Below are 20,702 nucleotides of genomic sequence, written 5' to 3' on the forward strand. Positions count from 1 at the left end.
CAGCGGAGCGGCGCCCGTCCCTCGCAGGGCGGGCGCCGGGTCTCAGTTGGCGGCTGCGTCGTTGCTTTCGGCGGCGGCTTCCTCGGCGGGACGCTCCAGCGCCACCTGGCGGATCGACAGGCGGATCTCCGCCGGCAGCACGCGCTTGGCGGCGCCTTCGGCCAGTTCGCCGAGCAGTTCGTGGTAGCTCAGTTTGCCGGCCTCGTCCTTGCGCAGCACACGCAGGTCGAGAAGGGTCTGGATGAAGTGGCGGAACAGGCTCTTGTCGAAGAACTCCGGGGCGTTCAGGCCATGCAGGATCGACAGGCGCTGGGCCATCACGGTGCAGAGGTTCTCCAGTTCCTCGGCGGTCAGGGCGTTCTGCCCGGCGTTGAGCAGCAGGGCGATGGCCATGTAGAAGCGCTGCAGGGTCTGGGTCACCGAACGAGCGAGGAGGATCAGCAGCACGTATTGCCGCGAGCTTGGCGCCGGGCGGATGAAGGTGTCGTTCTCCTGGCGCAGCAGGCCCTGCTCCACCAGGGCCGCCAGCCACTGGTCGATCACCGCGTCGAGTTCGTCCAGGCTCCAGCGGATGAACAGTTCCGCCTGCAGGTAGGGATAGAGCGCGCGGGCGAAGCGCAGCAACTGTTCGCGGCTGATCCGCGAGTTGCTCTGGAAGAAGCTGGCGATCAGCGCCGGCAGGGCGAAGACGTGGAGGACGTTGTTGCGGTAGTAGGTCGCCAGCACCGCGTTCTGTTCGTCGAGATAGAGGATGCGGCCCAGCGCGTCCTTCTGCTCGGCCAGCAGGTTCATGCTCTTCACGTATTCGATCAGGGCCTGGCCGTCGCCGTCCGGCAGGGTCGCGCTGGGCGAGTAGGGCACCTTGCGCAGCAACGCCAGGTAGAGGTCGAGGATTCGCGCCAGGGCGCTTTCGTCGAGGGCCTGGCGGCTGGTGGAGAGCAGCGCCAGGGCGACCAGGTTGACCGGGTTGATCGCCGCCGCGTCGTTGAGGTGGCGAGCGACGTCCTTGGCCAGCAGGTTGGTGGTCTGCGGCAGCCAGTCGGGGCGGTATTCCGGGCCGAGGTCCTGGTCCTGCCAGTCGGGCTGGTGGCGGTCGAGGAACTGGTCGAGATGGATCGGCTCACCGAAGTTCACCCAGACCTGGCCAAAACGCTGCTTCAGGGCGCCGACCACCTTGAACAGGTCGAAGATCGACTCCTTCTTCTTGGTCGCGCCGCGCAGTTCGCCGAGGTAGGTGCGGCCTTCCAGCACGCGCTCGTAGCCGATGTAGACCGGCACGAAGACGATCGGCCGGCGCGAGTCACGGAGGAAGCTGCGCAGGGTGATGGCGAGCATGCCGGTGCGTGGGTGGAGCATGCGCCCGGTGCGCGAACGGCCGCCCTCGACGAAGTACTCGGTGGAGAAACCGCGGGAGAACAGGGTGTGCAGGTACTCGTTGAACACCGCGGTGTAGAGCTGGTTGCCCTTGAAGCTGCGGCGCATGAAGAAGGCCCCGCCGCGGCGCAGGATCGAGCCGATCACCGGCATGTTCAGGTTGATCCCGGCGGCGATGTGCGGCGGGGTCAGGCCGTTGCGGAACAGCAGGTAGGAGAGCAGCAGGTAGTCGATGTGGCTGCGGTGGCAGGGCACGTAGACGATCTCGTTGCCCTGGGCCACGTCCTGCACCCGCTCGATGTGGTTGACCTTGACCCCTTCGTACAGCTTGTTCCAGAACCAGCTGAGGATGACTTCGAGGAAGCGGATCACCGGATAGGAGAAGTCCGAGGCGATTTCATTGGCGTAGCGCAGCGCGATGCCTTCGGCCTTCTCCTGGGATATCCGTTCGCTCTCGCATTCCTCGTTGATCGCCTGGCGTACCAGCGGCGCGCGCAGCAGGCCCTTGACCAGGTTGCGGCGGTGCGACAGGTCGGGACCAATCACCGCGGTCTTCAGGTTGCGGAAGTGCACCCGGAGGATACGGTTGACCATGCGCAGCGTGCGTTCGTGGCCCTTGCCCTGTTCCACCAGCTCGCGCAGGTGGATCGGCGCGGAGAACTGCACGCGGGTCTTGCGTCCGAGAATCAGGATGCGCGCCAGCTTGCGCAGGCGCCCGGTGACCGCCCAGTTGTCGGCGAACAGCAGCTTCCAGGGGCTCGATTCGCTGTCCGGCGATTGTCCCCAGAACACGCTGACCGGAATGATCTGCGCGTCGTCGAGACCGTTCTGGCCGACCGCGGCGAGCATGCGCACCAGGGTCGGCGAGGCGCCGCGCTTATCCTGGCGGCCGAGCCAGTCGGGTTCGGGCGTCAGGTAGAAGAACGCCGCCGGCTCGATGGCGTCGCCTACCGCTACCGGCATCACCGGACGCGGCAGCCCGGCCTTGCGGCATTCGGCATCCACTACCGCGAGATCGCTGACCGAAGGCTGTTGCAGCACGTAGAGCACCGGCTTGCTGCGGTCGATCTTCAGGGTGAAGGCCGATTGGTTGATGGTTTCCGAGCGTACCCAGAGGTACAGCAGGCGGCGCAGGGCGCCAAAACCAAAGCGGCGGAAAGGGTAGCGGGGCATACGGTGTCTACTGGCAGTTGATCGGGACCCGGCGTGACGGGCGCGGCTAGTTTGCCGCAATCCCCGGAGGGCCGCAAAAGAACGCAACGCGTCCTACGGCGAACGGCGGCGAACAGGTTGCGAATGTAGAACCTTCGGCAAGCGTTCGGGTTCTGTCACGTTTTGCCAAGGTTCTCCCGACGCCCCGTATTGCCAGGCGGCGGGGCGCTTCGGCTATAGTCCCTGCGCGTTTTTCGCGGCCCTGGCCGGACATGGCGGCGGCCGCCGGAACAGGTAGGGGACCATGATCGAAACAAGAAACCTCGGCAAACGCTTCGGCTCGCGGGTGGCGGTGGACGACCTGTCCTTCCAGGTGGCGACGGGGGAGGTACTGGGCTTCCTCGGTCCGAACGGCGCCGGCAAGTCCACCACGATGAAGATGCTCACCGGCTTCCTGGCGCCCAGCGCCGGCACCGCGAGCATCTTCGGCTTCGACATCCGCAGCCGCACGCTGCAGGCGCAGCGGCTGATCGGCTACCTCCCGGAAGGTTCGCCCTGCTACGCGGAAATGACCGTGCAGGGCTTCCTCGATTTCATCGCCGAGATCCGTGGCTACCGTGGTGCCGGCAAGCGCGAGCGGGTCGCCCGGGCACTGGGGCTGCTGGAACTGGATGAGGTGCGCCGGCAGACCATCGAAACCCTCTCCAAGGGCTTCCGCCGGCGTGTCGGCCTGGCCCAGGCGATCCTCCACGAACCGCGGGCGCTGGTGCTCGACGAGCCCACCGACGGGCTCGATCCGAACCAGAAGCACCAGGTCCGCGAACTGATCCGCGGACTCGCGCAGGAGCGCATCGTGATCATCTCCACCCATATCCTCGAGGAAGTCTCGGCGCTGTGCAGCCGCGCCCTGGTGATCGGCGGCGGGCGGCTGCTGGCGGACAGCACGCCGCTGGAGCTGGCCAGCCGCTCGCGCTACCACCAGGCGGTGACGCTCTACAGCGACGACCCCCTGGATACCGTGGCGCTGGCGGTGCTGCCGGGCGTGGCGGGCATCGAGGAGAACCCCGCCGAAGGCAGCCTGACCGTCCTGGCGCAGCCGGGCGCGGTGATCTTTCCCCAGGTCAGCGGGCTGGTCGCCGAGCGCGGCTGGCGGATCCGCGAACTGGACGTGGAGCGCGGCCGGCTCGACGAGGTATTCCGCAACCTGACCCGGGGGACGGAGGCATGAAGCAACTGCCGGTGATCTTCAAGCGCGAGCTGGCGAGTTATTTCGCCACGCCGCTGGCCTATGTGTTCATCGTGATCTTCCTGGTCCTGGCGGGCGTGTTCACCTTCTACCTGGGCAACTTCTACGAACGCAACCAGGCCGACCTGGCCTCCTTCTTCGTCTTCCATCCCTGGCTCTACCTGTTCCTGGTTCCCGCGCTGGCCATGCGCCTGTGGGCGGAGGAGCGCAAGTCCGGCTCGATCGAGCTGCTGATGACCCTGCCGCTGACCCGCTTCGAAGCCGTGGCCGGCAAGTTCCTGGCCGCCTGGGCGTTCGCCGGAATCGCGCTGCTGCTGACCTTCCCCATGGTGCTCACGGTGAACTACCTGGGCGAGCCGGACAACGGTGCGATTCTCGCCGGCTATCTGGGCAGTTGGCTGCTGGCCGGCGGCTACCTGGCCATCGGTTCGTGCATGTCGGCCCTGGCGAAGAACCAGGTGATCGCTTTCATCCTCGCCGTGGCCGCCTGCTTCCTGTTCATGCTCAGCGGCTTTCCGCTGGTGCTCGATGCGTTCAGCCAGTGGGCGCCGCAGTGGTTGCTCGATGCGGTGGCCTCGCTGAGCCTGCTGACCCGCTTCGATGCCGTCAGCAAGGGCGTCATCGACCTGCGCGACCTGCTGTATTTCGTCAGCCTGATCGTCGCCTGGCTGGCCGCCACGGCGGTGGCGGTCGACCTGAAGAAAGCCGAATGAGGGGGAGTCGATGAAACGCGTGTTGTCCTCTGGCGCCGGGCTGTTGCTGATCGCGCTGGCGTTCCTGGCCTTCAACATGGTCTCCGGCCTGCTGTTCAGCGGCGCGCGGCTCGACCTGACCGAGCAGAAGCTCTACACCATCAGCCCCGGCACCAAGCGGATCCTGGCCGGCCTCGACGAGCCGATCAACCTGTACTTCTTCTATTCGGATAGCGGTGCCCGGGAACTGGTGCCGCTGCGCAACTACGCCAGGCGCGTCGAGGAACTGCTGCGCGCCTACGAGCGCGAGGCGAACGGCAGGATTCGCCTGCAGGTGATCGATCCCGAGCCGTTCTCCGAGAACGAGGACAAGGCCACCGAGTTCGGCCTGCAAGGAATTCCCCTGCAGCAGGGCGGCGACAACCTGTACTTCGGCCTGGCCGGCAGCAACGCCCTGGACGGAGTCCAGGTCATACCCTTCTTCCCGCTCGATCAGGAGGAGTTCCTCGAATACGACATCAGCCGCCTGGTGCAGACCCTGGCCCAGCCGCAGCGGCCGGTGGTCGGCCTGATGTCGTCGCTGCCGCTCAATGGCGGCTTCGACATGGCCAGCCGGCAGCCGACCTCGCCGTGGATGGTCATGGAGGAAATCCGCCAGCAATTCGACCTGCGCAGCCTCAAGAGCGATGCCACGGAAATCCCGCCGGAGGTCTCGGTGCTGCTGCTGGTGCATCCCAAGCAGTTACCCGAGCAGACGCTATACGCCATCGACCAGTTCGTCCTGCGCGGGGGCAAGCTGCTGGCGTTCGTCGACCCCTTCAGCGAGGCCGACAGCGGCAGCGATTTCGCCGCTACGCTGGATGGCGACAAGTCGTCCGACCTCGCGCCGCTGTTCGAGGCCTGGGGGCTGCGCCTGCTGCCGGGCAAGGTGCTCGGCGATGGCGCCTATGCGATGTCCATCAGTCTTGGCCGGGACCAGCGTCCGACCCGGCATCCGGCCTGGCTCAGCTTGCCGCGCGAGGCGCTGGACCAGGACGACATCGCCACTGCCGGCCTGGAAAGCCTGACCCTGGCGACGCCCGGCATCCTCGAAAGGCTCCCCGGAGCGAGCACCAGCTTCACGCCTTTGCTGCAAAGCTCGGCCCAGGCGATGCCGTTCGATGCCTCGCGCTTCGGCCTGCTGCGTGACCCCGGCGATCTGATGCGCGAGCTGCGCCCGAGCGGCCGGCGGCATACTCTCGCCGCCCGTATCCAGGGGCCGGCGAAGAGTGCCTTCGCGGAGGGCATCGAGGGGCATCGCGAAGGCCTGAAGGAGGCGCGCAACATCAATGTCATCGTCGTGGCCGATACCGACCTGCTCAGCGATCGCATGTGGGTCCAGGTGCAGGACTTCTTCGGCCAGCGCGTGCCGCAGCCCTGGGCCGACAACGGCGCGCTGGTGGTCAACGCGCTGGACAACCTGTCGGGCACCGACGCGCTGATCAGCGTGCGCTCCCGCGGCCGGTTCAGCCGGCCGTTCGTGGTGGTCGGGCGCCTGCAGCGCGAGGCCGAGACGAGCTTCCGGCAGAAGGAGGAGCAGCTCAAGCAGCGCCTCGCCGATACCGAGCAGCAACTCGCCGCCCTCCAGCAGGGTGCCTACCCGGAGAAGGCCGTCGAACTGACCCCCGAACAGCAGGCCACGGTGCGCCAGTACATGCAGGAGAAGCTGCGCATCCGCAAGGAGCTGCGCGAGGTGCAGTACCAGTTGAACGCCGATATCGACGCACTGGGCCGCACCCTGAAGCTGGTCAATATCGCCCTGGTTCCCTCGTTGCTCACGGTCGGCGTGCTGCTCGGCTGGCTCTGGCGTCGCCGGCGCATGGCCCGGGGAGGGCATTGACGCATGCGGCGCAATACGCTGATCGTCCTGCTGGCGCTGGTGGCGGCGCTGGCCGGAACCTTCGCCTGGCTGCAGCGCGAGCGCGCAGCCGAGGTACCTGCCTTGCCGGCGGCAGAGCGCTGGCTGCCGGAACTGGACAGCGCGACGCTGAGTGGCCTGCACGTGCAGTTTGCCGACGGTTCGCCGGATATCCGGGTCGAGCGGCGTGCGGGCGCGTGGGTCCTGCCGGCCAAGGCCGGCTATCCGGCCGATCGGCTACGCTTGTCGGCGCTGCTCGAGGCACTGGCAGAGGCGCGCAAGGTCGAGGCGAAGAGCGCCAACCCGAAGAACCACGCGCTGCTTGGCCTGGCGGAGCGTGGCGAGGGGCAGGCGCTACGCCTGAGCCTGCAGCGGCAGTCCAGCGAGCCTCTGGTGCTGCTGATAGGCAAGGATGCGCAGCATGGCGGTAGCTTCGTACGACGACTGGGCGATCCGCAGGCCTGGCTGATCGACAAGCGGCTGCCGTTGCCGAACAACGAACTGGAGTGGCTCGACCGGCGGATCGCCACGCTGCCCTTCGCCCGGGTGCGCGAACTGCAACTGCGCTATCCGAAGGGCGAGCGTCTGGATCTCTATCGCGACGACGCCGGGCAGCCGAACCTGCAGGTCCGGCAATTGCCCTCAGGGCGCAAGCTGGCCTATGAGGCAGCGGCCAACGGCGCGGCGGCGCTGTTCGCCGACCTGCGTTTCGCCGATGTAGCGCCGCTGGCGCAGGTGGGATTCAGACAGGCGCCATTGCTCCTGGTGTTCAGCCTGCGGACGTTTTCCGGCGCGCGCCTGGATGGCGAGATTCGGCGCCAGGGCGAGCAATACTGGTTGTTGCCGAAGAGCGTCGAGGGCTTCGCCGAGGGCGAGGTCGCCGCCCATCCTGACTGGGCCTATCGGATCGAAGAGGACCGCTACCGCGCCCTGGCCCGGCACCTGCCGGAACTGCTGGCGCGCTGAGCGGGCTCAGCCGGCGGTCTGGCCGGCCAGTTCGCGCATGCGTTGCAGCACGGCGTTCAGGCCGTTGCTGCGCGAGGGCGACAGTTGGCGGGAAAGACCCAGGCAGGTGAACCAGTCGTTGAGGTCCAGGCGCGCCAGTTCGCGGGTTTCGATGCCGTCGACCCGTGCCAGCAGCACCGCCAGCAGGCCGCGGATCAGGCGCGCGTCGCTGTCGGCACGGAAGCGCCAGTGGCCGTCGCGCTGCTCGCCGAGCAGCCAGACCAGGCTTTCGCAACCGTGCACGCGATGCTCTTCCTGGCGTTCGTGTTCCGCGAGCGGCGCCAGGCGCTCGCCCCATTGCAGCAGCAGACGCGCACGCTGTTCCCAACTGGCGGTGTGACCGAAGGCGTCCAGTGCCTCCTGGGCCTGTTCGGGGAGAACCGGGTTCATCGCAGCAACTCCAGTGAGCGGTCGAGGGCCAGGAAGAAGCGCTCCAGGTCGTCGGCATCGTTGTACAAGCCCAGCGAGACACGCAGGGCGCCGGGTACCTCGAGGCGTTGCAGCAGCGGCATCGCGCAATGGTGGCCGGCGCGCACCGCGATGCCCTGTTCGCCGAGCAGGTGGGCGAGATCTGCGACGTGCACGCCGTCGACGCAGAAGCTGGCCAGCGCCGCCTGCGGTTCGCCGAGCAGGCTGACGCCGTCGCGCGCCAGCAGGCCGGCGAGCAGGCGGGCGTGGAGGGCGCCTTCGTGGGCGGCGACTTCGGCTTCGTCCAGGGTGGCCAGCCAGTCGATGGTCGCGCCCAGGCCGATCGCCGCGGAAACCGCCGGGGTGCCCGCCTCGAAGCCGAGCGGAGCGGCATGGAAGCTGGCTTCGTGGAAGCCGGTGTGGCGTACCATCTCGCCGCCGAACTGCCAGTGCGCCAGTTGCTCCAGGGCCTGTGGGCGACCCCAGAGCACGCCGATGCCGTCGGGGCCGTAGAGCTTGTGGCCGGAGAATGCGTAGAAGTCGCAGCCCAGGCCCGGCAGGTCGTGGCGTCCGTGGACGCTGCCCTGGGCGCCGTCGACCAGGGTCCAGGCACCGCGCTCGCGGGCCAGCTGGATCAACTCCACCACCGGTTGCCAGGTGCCGAGAACGTTGGACAACTGGCTGATCGCCAGCAGGCGGGTACGCTCGCCGATGATATGGCGAGCCTGCTCCAGGTCGATCACCCCGCGCTCGTCCAGCGGCAATACGCGCAGGACCAGGCCGCGGCGCAGGGCCAACTGCTGCCAGGGAAGCAGGTTGGCATGGTGTTCCAGGGCACTGACCAGCAGTTCGTCGCCAGGCCGGAAATGCCGCTCCAGGCCATAGGCCACCAGGTTGATCGCCTCTGTGGTGCCGCGGGTGAACAGTACCTCGGCCGGGTTGCCGGCGTGCAGCCAGTGGGCGACGCGGCTGCGCGCGGCCTCGAAGGCCCGGGTGGCACGCTCGCCGGGGACATGTTGGGCGCGGTGGACGTTGGCGGCGCCGCCGAGGTAGTAGCCGTTCAGGGCGTCGAGTACGGCCTGTGGCTTCTGGGCGGTGGCGGCGCTGTCGAGGTAGGTCAGGCCTTCCGCGGCGAAGGCGGAAAAGGCCGGAAAGTCGGCGCGCCAGGGAGACGGCAGGGACATGGCGGACACTGTGCGAGGACGGTTACAGGGGAAAGGGTAGCGCACCCGGCGGCGCTGGCGAGCACCGTCGGGCGAGCGGGGAGGCGAGCTGGGCTCAGTTGTGCGCGTGCAGCGCTTCGTTCAGCTCGATGGCGGTCTTGTTGGTCTTGCACTCCACCGCACCGTTCTGCGAGTTGCGGCGGAACAGCAGGTCGGGCTGACCGGCCAGGTCGCGGGCCTTGACCACTTTCACCAGGGCGTTCTGCTCGTCGAGCAGGGCGACCTTGGTGCCGGCGGTGATGTACAGGTCGGCCTCGACGATGTTGCGATCGCCCAGCGGGATGCCGATGCCGGCGTTGGCGCCGATCAGGCAGCCTTCGCCGACGCTGATGACGATGTTGCCGCCACCGGAAAGGGTGCCCATGGTCGAGCAGCCGCCGCCCAGGTCCGACCCCTTGCCGACGAACACGCCGGCGGATACGCGGCCTTCGATCATGCCCGGGCCTTCGGTGCCGGCGTTGAAGTTGACGAAACCTTCGTGCATCACCGTGGTGCCTTCACCGATGTAGGCGCCCAGGCGCACGCGGGCGGTGTCGGCGATGCGTACGCCGGCCGGGACCACGTAGTCGGTCATCTTCGGGAACTTGTCGACGGAGAAGACTTCCAGCAGCTTGCCCTTCAGTCGCGCTTCCAGTTGCAGTTCGGCCAGTTCGGCCAGGTCCACCGCGCCGATGTTGGTCCAGGCCACGTTCGGCAGGAGCGGGAAGATGCCGCTCAGGTTCACAGCGTGCGGCTTGACCAGGCGGTGGGAGAGCAGGTGCAGCTTGAGGTAGGCCTCCGGGGTGGAGGACGGCGCGGCGTCTTCCGCCAACAGGGTGGCGACCAGCGGCTTCTGGCTTTCCGCCAGGCGCGAGAGCAGGGCCGACTGAGCGGCGTCGATACCCTTCAGGGCGTCGGCCAACTGGTAGGCCTGCTGCGAAGTGAAGGTCAGCGCCTGGTTGCCGGCTGCGTAGCCAAGGATCGGTGCGACGGCGGCGACGATTTCGCTCGAAGGCTTGAGCAGCGGCAGCGCGTAGAACACTTCCAGCCAGGCTTCCTGGCGGTTCTGGGTGCCGACGCCGAAGGCCAGGCTGAACAGGGATTGCGACATGTGGGTTTCCTCGAAACGGAGTGGAACGGTCAGGCCGGACGGCGGCTGAGCAGCAGGCCCAGTCCCGCGCTGCCGAGCAGCGCGGCGCAACCGCGGTTGAACAGACGCCGGGCCCGCTGGCCGGCGAGCAGCCGGCCGAGGTGGAGCCCGGCATAGGAATAAAGAGCGATGGCCAGCCATTCGAGCAGCAGGAATGCCGCTCCGAGCTGGGCGAACTGGGCGCCCAGCGGTTGGCCGGGATCGACGAACTGCGGCAGGAAGGCGGTGAAGATCAGGATCGCCTTCGGGTTGCCCGCCGCCACCAGGAACTCCTGGCGCCCCAGGCGCCAGAGGCTGGGGCGCGCCGGGCTGGCTTCGTTCGCCAGTGGCTGCGCATCGGTCCGCCACAATTGCACCGCAAGCCACAACAGGTAGGCAGTGCCGAGCACCTTGATCGCCAGGAACAGCCAGGCCGAGGTGTGCAGCACCAGCGCCAGCCCGGAGGCGGCCAGGGCGAGCATGCCGGCGAATGCCAGCAGGCGCCCGCCGCCGGCCAGCGAGGCGGTGGCGAAACCGTGCCGGGCGGCGTTGTTCAGCGACAGCAGGTTGTTCGGCCCCGGCGCCAGGTTGAGGGCGAAGCAGGCGGGTACGAACAGGGCCCAGGCGACACTCATGCGGCCTCCCGCTCAGGCCAGGGCGGCGGCGTAGGCGTCGGGCTTGAAGCCGACCAGCGTCCTGCCGCCCAGCTCCAGCACCGGGCGCTTGATCATCGACGGCTGGGCCAGCATCAGCTCGATCGCCTTGGCTTCGTCGAGATCGGCCTTCTGCGCTTCGTCGAGCTTGCGGAAGGTGGTGCCGGCGCGGTTGAGGACGGTTTGCCAGCCGTGCTCCGCGCACCAGCGCCGCAGGTGTTCGCGGTCGATGCCGACGGCCTTGTAGTCGTGGAAGTCGTAGGCGACCTTGTGCTCGTCGAGCCAGGTCCGAGCCTTCTTCATGGTGTCGCAGGCTTTGATGCCGTAGAGAACGTAGGTCATTGCTTCTCCCGAGGCCCGGGTCTTCCCGGGCCCTGCCGATAGGTCGCCGAAAGGTGATCGCCGGATTATGCCACGTCGTTCCGCCCCTGTGCGGTCTCGGGGCTACCGCGCTCGGGAGCGGCGTGACGGCAGATAGCCGTGGACGGGCGGGCGGACAGGGAGCCGGGCTGTTTCCCTGGCCGGGAACGGAGAGAGCGCAGGTTGAACAGGTCGATTCGGCTCGCTGGAGAGCATCCTTACCGGTACTTTCGGAATGCTCCGGTCCGCGCTGTACAATCCTTCCCCCGCCGAGGAGATTTCCCATGAGTTGCATCGGTCGCCAGATAGACCAATTACGCCTGCAGATACCGGGCTTCGCCTGCAAGCCCGGCTGCCACGATTGCTGCGGGCCGGTTACCGCCTCGTCGGAAGAGATGGCCCGCCTGCCGGTGAAGAGCGAGGCCGAACACGACGCCGCCCTGGCCGAGTGGAACTGCGTCCATCTCGGACCGAACGGCTGCGAGGCCTATGAGGAACGTCCGCTGATCTGCCGGCTGTTCGGCACCACGCCGAACCTGCCCTGCCCGGAGGGGCGGGGGCCCGAAGTGCCGGTGGCGGAGCAGGTGGAGCGACAGGTGCATGCGCTGATCGCCAGCACTCGCCAGGTGCTGGTGTAGCGGCCTGCCCGCCGCTAGGTTTCCGCGGTCTCGGTGGCGCGGGACTGCAGGGCCGGTTCGAAGGCTGGTTCGGGCGGCGTTTCCTCTAGGGGCATCGGCTCGTCCGCAGAGAGTTTCTGGAGAACCGCGGCGATCCGCTCGATGCTCTCTTCGAGCTCGAGCACCCGGTTGACCATGTACAGGATCATCTCCGGCGAACTCAGGTGCGCCAGCCGCATGGTCGCCTGCAAGTCGTCGTGGCGGTTGTCCCGGTCGGCCATCAGTGTCTCAGCCAGGCTCTTCAGCAACAGCATCTCGGCGCGCCTCATGGGCCTCTGCTCCGCGATTCCGCGGTAGGGGAAAAAGCTCGTTCCATCTCGCGACCTACCCGAAACGACTACATCCAAAGGTGTAATTCTACATTGCCATCACTTCGATCGTCGGACAATAGCCGCGTTCCAGACGCCTTGCACAGGTGACGAACGGGACTCGAAGCGGCCTGGTCTGCATGGCCGGGTGATGGGCGAGTTCCTTGATGCGGGGCGGCGGCTGTTTGGCGCAGGACAAAAAAAGCCCCGCCGGGTAGGCGAGGCTCAGGGGGAGAACAGCGTGCGGGGGCTCGCTGTCCGGGATGAATCGTCGTGGTGCGCTTAGCCGCAGGGCTGCTGCGGACCGCCGGTCATGCTCTCGACGCTGTCCAGTACGGCATGGCCCTTGCCGACCTTCTGCACGTCGTCGACGTCGCGCATGATGCTGCCGCCGTCGCTCATCTGGTTGCGGGTCTTGATCAGGTTGGTGGTGATGTCCAGCAGGCTGCGACCGGTAGCGATCAGGTCATTGGTGGCGCTGGGGGTGCAAGGGGTGTTGGCGGAGGCGACCTGGGCCTGGCCGGGTTGCCCGGGCTGGGTGGTGCGGTAGCCCTGGGTCAGTGCGTTCTGCTGGAGGCAGCCGGAGGTGGCGGCGAACATCGAGGCGAGCAGCAGTGCGGAAGTAAGTCCCTTGCTTGTCATGGCGGCATTCCTTTGTCTGAGTGGGCGCTGCACCCCGTACTCCTTCGGGGCGTCGTCCTGGCCGACGCTACGGCGGGCCTGGACTGAAGGGGAGTGTAGGAGCGTCTCGCACCGCTATGAAATAGCTCGGATGTACTAGTGCGGGAACCTTGGCCGGGCGCCCCGGTCGTCGCCGCGGAGGGGGCGGACGCGCGGGGTAGAGCGGCGGGGCTAGGAAAGACCGTACGGATTGTGCGAATGTCGGATAGCTGCCTACCGATCGCGATGGTGCAATCGACGCAGTCGCATCGTCCAGGGACGAAGCCGGAGATCCCCGCCCTCATGCAAACCGTGTACACCGTTCTGACCCTGCTGCTGGTCGTCGGCGCCACCCGCCTGGCTGCCCAGTTGCTGCCCTTGCCGCTACCCCTGATCCAGATCGCCGCCGGGGCCCTGCTGGCCTTGCCGTCCCTCGGACTGCACATTGCCCTCGACCCGGAGCTGTTCCTCTTCCTGTTCATTCCGCCGCTGCTGTTCGTCGACGGCTGGCGTATTCCCAAGCGGGAAGTCTGGCGGATGCGCTGGCCGATCCTGATGATGGCGTTCGGCCTGGTGTTCTTCACCGTGGTCGGCGCCGGCTATTTCATCCACCTGCTGATCCCGGAAATTCCCCTGGCGGCTTCCTTCGCCCTCGCCGCCGTGCTGTCGCCCACGGACGCCCTGGCGGTCTCGGCGATCACCCAGGGGCGGCTGCCCAAGCGCCTGATGCACCTGCTGGAGGGCGAGGCGCTGATGAACGATGCCTCTGGCCTGGTGGCATTCAAGTTCGCCATCGCCGCGGCGATGACCGGCGTATTCTCGCTGGTGGACGCCAGCCTCAACTTCCTCCTGGTCGCGGTCGGCGGCCTGGCCATCGGGGTGTTCCTCAGCTGGTCGCTGGGCCGCATCCGCGCCTGGATGATCTCCCGTGGCTGGGACGACCCGGCGACCCACGTGGTACTGATGCTGTTGCTGCCGTTCGCCTCCTACATGGTGGCGGAACACCTGGGCGTCTCCGGGATTCTCTCGGCGGTGGCGGCCGGCATGATGCAGAGCTGGGTCGACCTGCTGCCGCGGCAGACTTCCACGCGCCTGCTCAACCGCAGCGTCTGGTCGATGCTGGAGTTCGCCTTCAACGGCGTGGTGTTCCTGCTGCTCGGCCTGCAGTTGCCGGACATCATGAAGTCGGTGGCCAACCACCACGGCGACCTGCTCTGGCGTTCCTCGCTGCTGCTGGCCTACGTGGCGGCGATCACCGCCGTGCTGATGCTGATCCGCTACGGCTGGGTCTATGGCTACTGGAAGCTGTCGCTGCGCATCGACCGCTGGCGCGGCAAGAGCCCGCCCGGGCTGAGCGGCATCTCCCTGCGCCGTCTCTCCGCCCTCAGTGCATTGAGCGGCGTGCGTGGTGCGGTGACCCTGGCGGCGGTGCTGTCGGTACCGATGAGCCTGATGGATGGTAGCGCCTTCCCGCAGCGCGACCTGATCATCTTCATCGCCACCAGCGTGATCCTGATTTCCCTGATCGGCGCGACCATCGGCCTGCCGCTGCTGCTGCGCGGGCTGCCGGCGAGCAACAATGGCGCCCACGAGCGCGAGCGGCGCGAGGCCTGGCGCAAGACCGCGGAGGCGGCGATCCGGGCCCTGGAGAGCGAGGAACTGCCGCAGGTGGAAGGCAACGATGCGGCGAATACTTCGCGGGTCGCCGAGGCGCGTGCGCAGATCATGGCCGAATACCGCCAGTCGCTGGATACCGCACCGACCACCGATGAGGCCCGCGACCAGGCCCAAGCCCTGGAGATCGCCGACAAGGCCTTGCGCCTGAAGGCGTTGCGCGCGCAGCGCCTGGAACTGTACCGGCAGCGGCGCAACAACGAGATCGACGACGAGACCCTGGGCGACATCCTGCGCGAGCTGGACCAGCAGGAAAGCTGGCTGACCAATCGCTTCGCCCGCTGGGTGTGAACGAAAAAGGGATCGCCGCGGCGATCCCTTTTCGTTTCTCCGCGCAGGCTTCAGCGCGCCCGCAGGTAGTCGCGGATGCGCTCGGCGGCTTCGACGCACTCGGCCAGTGGTGCCACCAGGGCCATGCGCACGCGGTTGGCGCCGGGGTTCTCGCCGTCCACCTCGCGCGACAGGTAGGAACCCGGCACCACCGTCACGTGCTGCTGCTCGAACAGTTCGCGGGTGAATACGGTGTCGTCCACCGGGGTACGTGCCCACAGGTAGAAACTGCCGTCCGGGCGCTGTACGTCGAGCACGCCGTCGAGGATCGCCAGCACGGCGTCGAATTTCTCGCGGTAGAGGCTGCGGTTGGCGCGCACATGGACCTCGTCGTTCCAGGCGGCGATGCTCGCCAACTGGGTCTGCACCGGCATGGCGCAGCCGTGGTAGGTGCGGTAGAGGAGGAATTTCTTCAGGATCTCCGCGTCGCCGGCGACGAAGCCCGAGCGCAGGCCGGGCAGGTTGGAGCGCTTGGACAGGCTGTGGAACACCACGCAGCGGCTGAAGTCCGTGCGGCCCAGCTCGGCGCAAGCGTTGAGCAGGCCGGGCGGCGGGGCGTTTTCGTCGAAGTAGAGTTCGCTGTAGCACTCGTCGGCGGCGATCACGAAGTCGTAGCGGTCGGCCAGGGCGATCAGCTTCTTCAGGGTCTCCAGCGGTACCAGGGCCCCGGTAGGGTTGCCCGGCGAGCAGAGGAAGAGAATCTGGCAGCGCTGCCAGGTCGCCTCGTCGACCGCGTCGAAATCGGGGTTGAAGCCGTTTTCCTCGCGGCAGGGCAGGTAGTGCGGCACGGCTCCGGCGAGCAGCGCCGCGCCTTCGTAGATCTGGTAGAACGGGTTCGGGCTGACCACCAGGCCGGGCGTCTCGCCGGGCTCGCTGCGGCGGACCACGGTCTGGGTGAAGGCGAACAGCGCCTCGCGGGTACCGTTCACCGGCAGTACGTGGCGCGCCGCATCCAGCCAGCCGGCCGGCACCGAGAAGCGCCGCTCGCACCAGCGCGCGATGGCTTCGCGCAGGGCTGGCAGGCCGAGGGTGGTCGGGTAGACCGCGAGCTGGTCCAGGTTCTCCGCCAGGGTTTCGGCGACGAAGCTCGGCGAGCGGTGCTTGGGCTCGCCGATGGACAGTGCGATCGGCTTCAGCGTCGCGGGCGGCCGGGCGCCGCCGAGCAGGGCGCGGAGCTTCTCGAAGGGGTAGGGTTGGAGGTTGTCGAGTGCGGTATTCATGGCGTTGGCAAGGCTTCTCAGAAGTTTATCCGGGTAGGCAGGGTGTCCCGTCCGTTGTCTTGTGACAGCTGCTCGACCAGGGCGGCCTGCAGGCGTTTGCACAGGTCGGGGTCGGCGAGCGGCTGGTTGCGCGCATCGGTGATGTAGAAGACGTCCTCCACGCGCTCGCCGAGGGTGGCGATCTTGGCGTTCTGCACCGACAGGTCGAAATCCAGGAAGATGCCGCCGATCCGCGCCAGCAGGCCGGGGCGGTCGGGGGCGATGACTTCGAGCACCGAGACCTGGCGCAGCGCGTCGGTGGAGATGGTCACCTGCGGGGCGAAGGCGAAGTGCTTGAGCTGGCGCGGCACCCGGCGCTGGATGATGGTTGGGTAGTCGTCGGGGTTCTTCAATGCGTCGATAAGCCCCTCGCGGATCTCGGCGATGCGCTCCGGGTTGTTGCCGATGGAGTCGCCGTCGGCGTCGAGCACGATATAGGTATCGAGGGTGAACTGGCTGGTGGAGGTGATGATCCGCGCGTCCTGGATGCTCAGGTTGAGCTGGTCCATGGCGGCCACGGTGACCGCGAAGAAATCGTGCTGGTCGGCGGCGTAGATGAAGATCTGCGAACCGCTCTCGAACTCGCGCTGGGTGGTTTCCTTGATCAGCACCAGCGGCGTGCCGTCGTCCGGGTGCTGGAGGATCGCCTCGGTGTGCCAGGCCACGTCGCCGGCGGTGTGGCGCAGGAAGTAGTCGTCGCCGAGCTGGCTCCATAACTGCTCGGCATCGTCCTGGTCGATGCCGTTGCGTACCAGTTGGTCGAGGGCCGCGGTCTGCGTCTGGCGGATCTGCTCCTCGCGGTCCACCGGGTTCTCCAGGCCGCGGCGCAGGGCGCGCTTGGTCTCGGTGTAGAGCTGCCGGAGCAGGCTGGCGCGCCAGGAGTTCCAGAGCGTCGGGTTGGTGGCGTTGATGTCGGCCACGGTGAGCACGTACAGGTAGTCGAGGTGGGTCTGGTCGCCGACCAGTTGGGCGAAATCGAAGATCACCTGCGGGTCGGAGAGGTCCTTGCGTTGCGCGGTGGTCGACATCACCAGGTGGTTCTGCACCAGCCAGGACACCAGTTGGGTGTCCCAGAGCGGCAACTGGTGGCTCTGGCAGAAGGCCTCGGCGTCCACCGCGCCGAGTTCCGAGTGGTCGCCGCCACGGCCCTTGGCGATGTCATGGTAGAGACCGGCGATGTAGATCAGTTCCGGCTTGGGCAGACGATCGATGATCTTGCTCGCCAGCGGATATTTCTCGGCCATCTCCGGCCGATTCAGCTTGCGCAGGTGCTTGATCAGGTTGAGGGTGTGGGCGTCCACCGTATAGATATGGAACAGGTCGTGCTGCATCTGCCCGATGATATGGCCGAACTCCGGCAGGTAGCGGCCGAGGATGCCGTAGCGGTTCATCCGCCGCAGGTTGCGGTGGATACCCTGGCTGCTCTTGAACAGCTCGATGAACAGGCTGGTGTTGCGGATGTCGTGGCGGAACTCGTCGTCGATCAGGTGTCGGCTGTCGCGCAGCAGGCGAATGGTGTCGGCGCGCACGCCCTTGATTTCCGGGTGCTGGGCCATCAGCACGAAGATTTCCAGGAGGGCGAACGGGGTGCGCTTGAAGACGTTCGGGTGCGTCACCTCGATGTAGCCGTCGCGCAACTGGAAGCGACTGTTCAGCGGTTGGATCTGCACCGGCTGCTCGCAGGGCAGGATGACTTCCTCGAAGTGCTGGATGATCAGGTCGTTCAGCTCGGAGATCGCCATCACCACCCGGTAGTACTTCTGCATGAAGCGTTCGACCGCCAGCTTGACGTCGTTGTCTTCGTAGCCGAACAGACGGGCGATGCTGCGCTGGTGATCGAACAGCAGGCGATCCTCGGCGCGCCCGGCGAGCATGTGCAGGGCATAGCGGACCCGCCAGAGGAACTCCTGGCTGGAAGCCAGCATGCTGCACTCGCTTTCCACCAGGAAGCCTTCGCGCACCAGGGCGTGCAGGTTGAGGCTGCCGAACTGGCGGCGGGCCATCCAGAGGATGGTCTGGATGTCGCGCAGGCCGCCGGGGGAGCCCTTGACGTTGGGCTCGAGGTTGTACTCGGTGTCGTTGTACTTGGCGTGGCGGCGCTGCTGTTCGTGGCGTTTGGCCAGGAAGAACTCCTTGCTCGGCCACATGTGCGCGCTGCCGGTAACCCGCAGCATGCGCTGGCGCAGGCTGTCAGGGCCGCAGATGGTGCGGCATTCCATGAGGGTGGTGATCACCGTCAGGTCGGCGCGTGCTTCCTCCGCGCACTGCTGCACCGAGCGCACGCTCTGGCCGACTTCCAGGCCGATGTCCCAGAGCAGGGTGAGGAAGCCTTCGATCGGCTCGCGGAAGCTCTCCTGGTCCTCGCTGTCGAGGAGGATCAGCAGGTCGACGTCGGAGTAGGGGTGGAGTTCGCCGCGGCCGTAGCCGCCCACGGCGACCAGGGCGATGTCGGCGTCGTCTCCCCAGTCGAAGCGCTGCCAGGCCTGTTGCAGGATCTGGTCGACGCACCAGGCGCGATCTTCGATCAGGCGGCGGATGTCGCGGCCGCTGTTGAAGCGGTTGTCGAGCACTTCGCGGAATTGCCGGATGGCCTTCTTGAAGGCGGCGATCGGGCTGGACTTCAAGGCCAGTTCCGCCTGGAACTGCCCGCGATCGAACAATTCGGGATCCACCTGCGGCATGCGGCCTTCCTTTATCTGCTAGCGGTTGGGTTCGATACGCGAGCGCCCCGTCTTGGTGCGTTTTTGCGCTGTATTGGTGCGCGCGTTGCGCCGAATCGGGGCGTCGGCCCCGCCGGAATGGGGCGGGGCGTCGAGGCGCACGGCTGGCAGCAAAAGCCGGGCCGGATCAGGCTGCCGAGGTGCGCGGGAAGGTTTCGTCGTTGCGCAGGGTGAGGATCTCGTAGCCATCGGCGGTGACCAGCACGGTGTGCTCCCATTGCGCGGACAGCTTGCGGTCCTTGGTGATCGCGGTCCAGCCGTCGCCGAGCAGGCGGGTCTCCGGGCGGCCCTGGTTGATCATCGGCTCGATGGTGAAGATCATGCCTTCCTTCAGCTCGATGCCGGTACCCGCACGACCGTAGTGGAGGACCTGCGGCTCCTCGTGGAACACCTTGCCGATGCCATGGCCGCAGTATTCGCGGACCACCGAGAAGCCGTTCTTTTCCGCGTGCTTCTGGATGATTTCGCCGATATCGCCCAGGTGCGCGCCCGGACGCACCACGGAAATGCCCTTGTACATGCATTCCTGGGTGATCTGGCAGAGGCGGTCGGCCCATTCCGGGGTCTTGCCGACCAGGAACATCTTGCTGGTGTCGCCGTGGTAGCCGTCCTTGATGACGGTGATGTCGACGTTGAGGATGTCGCCTTCCTTCAGTGGCTTCTCGTTGGGGATGCCATGGCAGACCACATGGTTGATCGAGGTGCAGATCGACTTGGGAAAGCCCTTGTAGTTCAGCGGGGCGGGAATCGCCTTCTGCTCGTTGACGATATAGTCGTGGCAGATGCGATCCAGCTCCTCGGTGGTCACGCCGGGCTTGATGTGTTCGCCGATCATTTCCAGCACTTCGGCGGCCAGGCGGCCGGCGATGCGCATCTTCTCGATATCGTCGGGCGTCTTGATGGTGACGGTCATGCGAATTCTCTTCGGGCGTGCAAGCACGCATGAATAATAAGGAATACGCGATTCTAGCAGACCTGACCGACCGATCTACTCCCGCCCGGCCATCCGCGGCGGGTTTCACTGCGTCCACGGTTATGGTATAAAGCGCCCCGCTCCGAGGCTGCGGCCTTTTCCGGAGCACAAACCCACACATGCATCGACACGATGGCCTGGGTGCCCGCAAGGGTTGGTCATTGGGATGCGTGGAGGCCTAACCCGACTTATCGAGGAACTATCATGTCCCAAGTCAACATGCGCGATATGCTGAAGGCCGGTGTGCACTTCGGCCACCAGACCCGTTACTGGAACCCGAAAATGGGCAAGTTCATTTTCGGCGCGCGCAACAAGATCCATATCATCAACCTCGAAAAGACCCTGCCGATGTTCAACGAGGCCCTGACCTTCGTTGAGCGCCTGGCCGCTGGCAAGAACAAGATCCTGTTCGTCGGCACCAAGCGTTCCGCCGGCAAGATCGTTCGCGAGGAAGCCGCTCGTTGCGGCATGCCGTACGTCGACCATCGCTGGCTGGGCGGCATGCTCACCAACTACAAGACCATCCGTCAGTCGATCAAGCGCCTGCGCGACCTGGAAACCCAGTCCCAGGACGGCACCTTCGACAAGCTGACCAAGAAAGAAGCCCTGATGCGCAGCCGTGACCTCGAGAAGCTCGAGCGCAGCCTGGGCGGCATCAAGGACATGGGCGGCCTGCCGGACGCTCTGTTCGTGATCGACGTCGACCACGAGCGCATCGCCATCACCGAAGCCAACAAGCTGGGCATCCCGGTCATCGGCGTTGTCGATACCAACAGCAGCCCGGAAGGCGTCGACTATGTAATTCCCGGTAACGATGATGCCATCCGCGCCGTGCAACTCTACCTGAACTCGATGGCCGAAGCGGTAATCCGCGGCAAGCAGGGCGCTGCCACCAGCGCCGACGAGTTCGTCGAGGAAGCGCCGGCCGAATCCGCCGAAGGCTGATTCCGGGACGTTCAGACGTCCGACGGTGCGCAGGAAGG

18 protein-coding genes are annotated in these 20,702 nt (G+C 66.7%); 7 read left to right on the forward strand and 11 right to left on the reverse strand.

Going from position 1 to position 20,702, the window contains the following annotated elements; all coding sequences use genetic code 11:
* Positions 1–42: 42 nt before the first annotated feature.
* Complete coding sequence (gene plsB / locus HMPREF2716_RS26395) at positions 43–2,547, reverse strand: glycerol-3-phosphate 1-O-acyltransferase PlsB (protein ID WP_023517932.1); 2,505 nt, start codon at positions 2,545–2,547, stop codon at positions 43–45.
* 283 nt (positions 2,548–2,830) lie between these two features.
* Between plsB and HMPREF2716_RS26400 the strand changes: the two genes are divergently transcribed.
* From HMPREF2716_RS26400 to HMPREF2716_RS26415, 4 genes are read left to right on the forward strand one after another with little or no spacing between them, the layout of a single operon-like run.
* Positions 2,831–3,754, forward strand: coding sequence for an ABC transporter ATP-binding protein (locus HMPREF2716_RS26400; RefSeq protein ID WP_003138001.1), 924 nt, complete (start codon positions 2,831–2,833; stop codon positions 3,752–3,754).
* Complete coding sequence (locus tag HMPREF2716_RS26405; protein WP_023517931.1) at positions 3,751–4,485, forward strand: ABC transporter permease; 735 nt, start codon at positions 3,751–3,753, stop codon at positions 4,483–4,485. Before HMPREF2716_RS26400 ends, HMPREF2716_RS26405 begins: the two co-directional genes overlap by 4 nt.
* Before the next feature lie 10 nt (positions 4,486–4,495).
* Positions 4,496–6,343, forward strand: a complete 1,848-nt coding sequence (locus HMPREF2716_RS26410; RefSeq protein WP_023517930.1) for a GldG family protein — start codon at positions 4,496–4,498, stop codon at positions 6,341–6,343.
* A gap of 3 nt (positions 6,344–6,346) precedes the next feature.
* The gene (locus tag HMPREF2716_RS26415; RefSeq protein ID WP_023517929.1) at positions 6,347–7,327 is read left to right on the forward strand and encodes a DUF4340 domain-containing protein; all 981 of its coding nucleotides are present in this window, start codon (positions 6,347–6,349) and stop codon (positions 7,325–7,327) included.
* A gap of 6 nt (positions 7,328–7,333) precedes the next feature.
* Here the strand turns inward: HMPREF2716_RS26415 and HMPREF2716_RS26420 are convergent, their stop codons facing one another.
* The 5 genes from HMPREF2716_RS26420 to HMPREF2716_RS26440 form a co-directional block, all read right to left on the reverse strand.
* On the reverse strand, positions 7,334–7,756 hold the full coding sequence (locus tag HMPREF2716_RS26420) for a SufE family protein (protein ID WP_003092439.1): 423 nt from the start codon (positions 7,754–7,756) through the stop codon (positions 7,334–7,336).
* Positions 7,753–8,958, reverse strand: coding sequence for a cysteine desulfurase (locus HMPREF2716_RS26425; protein ID WP_003098634.1), 1,206 nt, complete (start codon positions 8,956–8,958; stop codon positions 7,753–7,755). The genes HMPREF2716_RS26420 and HMPREF2716_RS26425 overlap by 4 nt, the downstream gene beginning before the upstream one ends.
* Before the next feature lie 94 nt (positions 8,959–9,052).
* Positions 9,053–10,087, reverse strand: coding sequence for a 2,3,4,5-tetrahydropyridine-2,6-dicarboxylate N-succinyltransferase (gene dapD, locus HMPREF2716_RS26430; RefSeq protein ID WP_070622054.1), 1,035 nt, complete (start codon positions 10,085–10,087; stop codon positions 9,053–9,055).
* 29 nt (positions 10,088–10,116) lie between these two features.
* Positions 10,117–10,740 (reverse strand): LysE family translocator, encoded by a 624-nt coding sequence (locus HMPREF2716_RS26435; RefSeq protein WP_023517928.1) that lies wholly within the window; start codon positions 10,738–10,740, stop codon positions 10,117–10,119.
* Between the two features lie 12 nt (positions 10,741–10,752).
* Positions 10,753–11,100, reverse strand: coding sequence for an ArsC family reductase (locus HMPREF2716_RS26440; RefSeq protein ID WP_003098619.1), 348 nt, complete (start codon positions 11,098–11,100; stop codon positions 10,753–10,755).
* A gap of 302 nt (positions 11,101–11,402) precedes the next feature.
* On the opposite strand from HMPREF2716_RS26440, the gene HMPREF2716_RS26445 reads away from it, so the two are divergent.
* Positions 11,403–11,756 carry a YkgJ family cysteine cluster protein gene (locus tag HMPREF2716_RS26445; RefSeq protein WP_003098616.1) on the forward strand — a complete coding sequence of 118 codons (354 nt, stop codon included), beginning with the start codon at positions 11,403–11,405 and terminating at the stop codon, positions 11,754–11,756.
* Between the two features lie 14 nt (positions 11,757–11,770).
* On the opposite strand, the gene HMPREF2716_RS26450 is transcribed toward HMPREF2716_RS26445, so the two are convergent.
* Entirely contained in the window at positions 11,771–12,064 is a 294-nt protein-coding gene (locus HMPREF2716_RS26450) for a hypothetical protein (protein ID WP_003098613.1), read from the reverse strand.
* Between the two features lie 321 nt (positions 12,065–12,385).
* Positions 12,386–12,745 (reverse strand): hypothetical protein, encoded by a 360-nt coding sequence (locus HMPREF2716_RS26455; RefSeq protein WP_003092416.1) that lies wholly within the window; start codon positions 12,743–12,745, stop codon positions 12,386–12,388.
* Between the two features lie 237 nt (positions 12,746–12,982).
* On the opposite strand from HMPREF2716_RS26455, the gene HMPREF2716_RS26460 reads away from it, so the two are divergent.
* Positions 12,983–14,728 carry a Na+/H+ antiporter gene (locus tag HMPREF2716_RS26460; protein WP_003119343.1) on the forward strand — a complete coding sequence of 582 codons (1,746 nt, stop codon included), beginning with the start codon at positions 12,983–12,985 and terminating at the stop codon, positions 14,726–14,728.
* Between the two features lie 50 nt (positions 14,729–14,778).
* On the opposite strand, the gene dapC is transcribed toward HMPREF2716_RS26460, so the two are convergent.
* The 3 genes from dapC to map all read right to left on the reverse strand — a co-directional run bounded on the left by dapC (position 14,779) and on the right by map (position 19,659).
* Positions 14,779–15,987: a succinyldiaminopimelate transaminase gene (gene dapC, locus HMPREF2716_RS26465; RefSeq protein WP_003122142.1), complete on the reverse strand. Its 1,209-nt coding sequence runs from the start codon at positions 15,985–15,987 to the stop codon at positions 14,779–14,781.
* 17 nt (positions 15,988–16,004) lie between these two features.
* A complete protein-coding gene (locus tag HMPREF2716_RS26470) occupies positions 16,005–18,707 on the reverse strand; it encodes a [protein-PII] uridylyltransferase (RefSeq protein WP_003098610.1) in 2,703 nt (900 codons plus the stop codon).
* 166 nt (positions 18,708–18,873) lie between these two features.
* Positions 18,874–19,659, reverse strand: a complete 786-nt coding sequence (gene map / locus HMPREF2716_RS26475; RefSeq protein ID WP_003092395.1) for a type I methionyl aminopeptidase — start codon at positions 19,657–19,659, stop codon at positions 18,874–18,876.
* Between the two features lie 264 nt (positions 19,660–19,923).
* On the opposite strand from map, the gene rpsB reads away from it, so the two are divergent.
* Positions 19,924–20,664: a 30S ribosomal protein S2 gene (gene rpsB, locus HMPREF2716_RS26480; RefSeq protein ID WP_003092394.1), complete on the forward strand. Its 741-nt coding sequence runs from the start codon at positions 19,924–19,926 to the stop codon at positions 20,662–20,664.
* Positions 20,665–20,702: the final 38 nt, after the last annotated feature.

This window comes from Pseudomonas sp. HMSC076A11 (genome assembly GCF_001810205.1).
GTDB lineage: Bacteria > Pseudomonadota > Gammaproteobacteria > Pseudomonadales > Pseudomonadaceae > Pseudomonas > Pseudomonas aeruginosa.

Bases quoted from the DNA above. Each gene is read 5' to 3' on its own strand.
- dapC (WP_003122142.1), bottom strand. From the start codon at position 15,987: ATGAATACCGCACTCGACAACCTCCAACCCTACCCCTTCGAGAAGCTC.
- HMPREF2716_RS26440 (WP_003098619.1), bottom strand. From the start codon at position 11,100: ATGACCTACGTTCTCTACGGCATCAAAGCCTGCGACACCATGAAGAAG.
- HMPREF2716_RS26445 (WP_003098616.1), top strand. From the start codon at position 11,403: ATGAGTTGCATCGGTCGCCAGATAGACCAATTACGCCTGCAGATACCG.
- HMPREF2716_RS26400 (WP_003138001.1), top strand. From the start codon at position 2,831: ATGATCGAAACAAGAAACCTCGGCAAACGCTTCGGCTCGCGGGTGGCG.
- plsB (WP_023517932.1), bottom strand. From the start codon at position 2,547: ATGCCCCGCTACCCTTTCCGCCGCTTTGGTTTTGGCGCCCTGCGCCGC.
- HMPREF2716_RS26410 (WP_023517930.1), top strand. From the start codon at position 4,496: ATGAAACGCGTGTTGTCCTCTGGCGCCGGGCTGTTGCTGATCGCGCTG.
- HMPREF2716_RS26425 (WP_003098634.1), bottom strand. From the start codon at position 8,958: ATGTCCCTGCCGTCTCCCTGGCGCGCCGACTTTCCGGCCTTTTCCGCC.
- HMPREF2716_RS26415 (WP_023517929.1), top strand. From the start codon at position 6,347: ATGCGGCGCAATACGCTGATCGTCCTGCTGGCGCTGGTGGCGGCGCTG.
- HMPREF2716_RS26455 (WP_003092416.1), bottom strand. From the start codon at position 12,745: ATGACAAGCAAGGGACTTACTTCCGCACTGCTGCTCGCCTCGATGTTC.
- HMPREF2716_RS26420 (WP_003092439.1), bottom strand. From the start codon at position 7,756: ATGAACCCGGTTCTCCCCGAACAGGCCCAGGAGGCACTGGACGCCTTC.
- dapD (WP_070622054.1), bottom strand. From the start codon at position 10,087: ATGTCGCAATCCCTGTTCAGCCTGGCCTTCGGCGTCGGCACCCAGAAC.
- HMPREF2716_RS26435 (WP_023517928.1), bottom strand. From the start codon at position 10,740: ATGAGTGTCGCCTGGGCCCTGTTCGTACCCGCCTGCTTCGCCCTCAAC.
- HMPREF2716_RS26470 (WP_003098610.1), bottom strand. From the start codon at position 18,707: ATGCCGCAGGTGGATCCCGAATTGTTCGATCGCGGGCAGTTCCAGGCG.
- HMPREF2716_RS26460 (WP_003119343.1), top strand. From the start codon at position 12,983: ATGTCGGATAGCTGCCTACCGATCGCGATGGTGCAATCGACGCAGTCG.
- HMPREF2716_RS26450 (WP_003098613.1), bottom strand. From the start codon at position 12,064: ATGAGGCGCGCCGAGATGCTGTTGCTGAAGAGCCTGGCTGAGACACTG.
- rpsB (WP_003092394.1), top strand. From the start codon at position 19,924: ATGTCCCAAGTCAACATGCGCGATATGCTGAAGGCCGGTGTGCACTTC.
- map (WP_003092395.1), bottom strand. From the start codon at position 19,659: ATGACCGTCACCATCAAGACGCCCGACGATATCGAGAAGATGCGCATC.
- HMPREF2716_RS26405 (WP_023517931.1), top strand. From the start codon at position 3,751: ATGAAGCAACTGCCGGTGATCTTCAAGCGCGAGCTGGCGAGTTATTTC.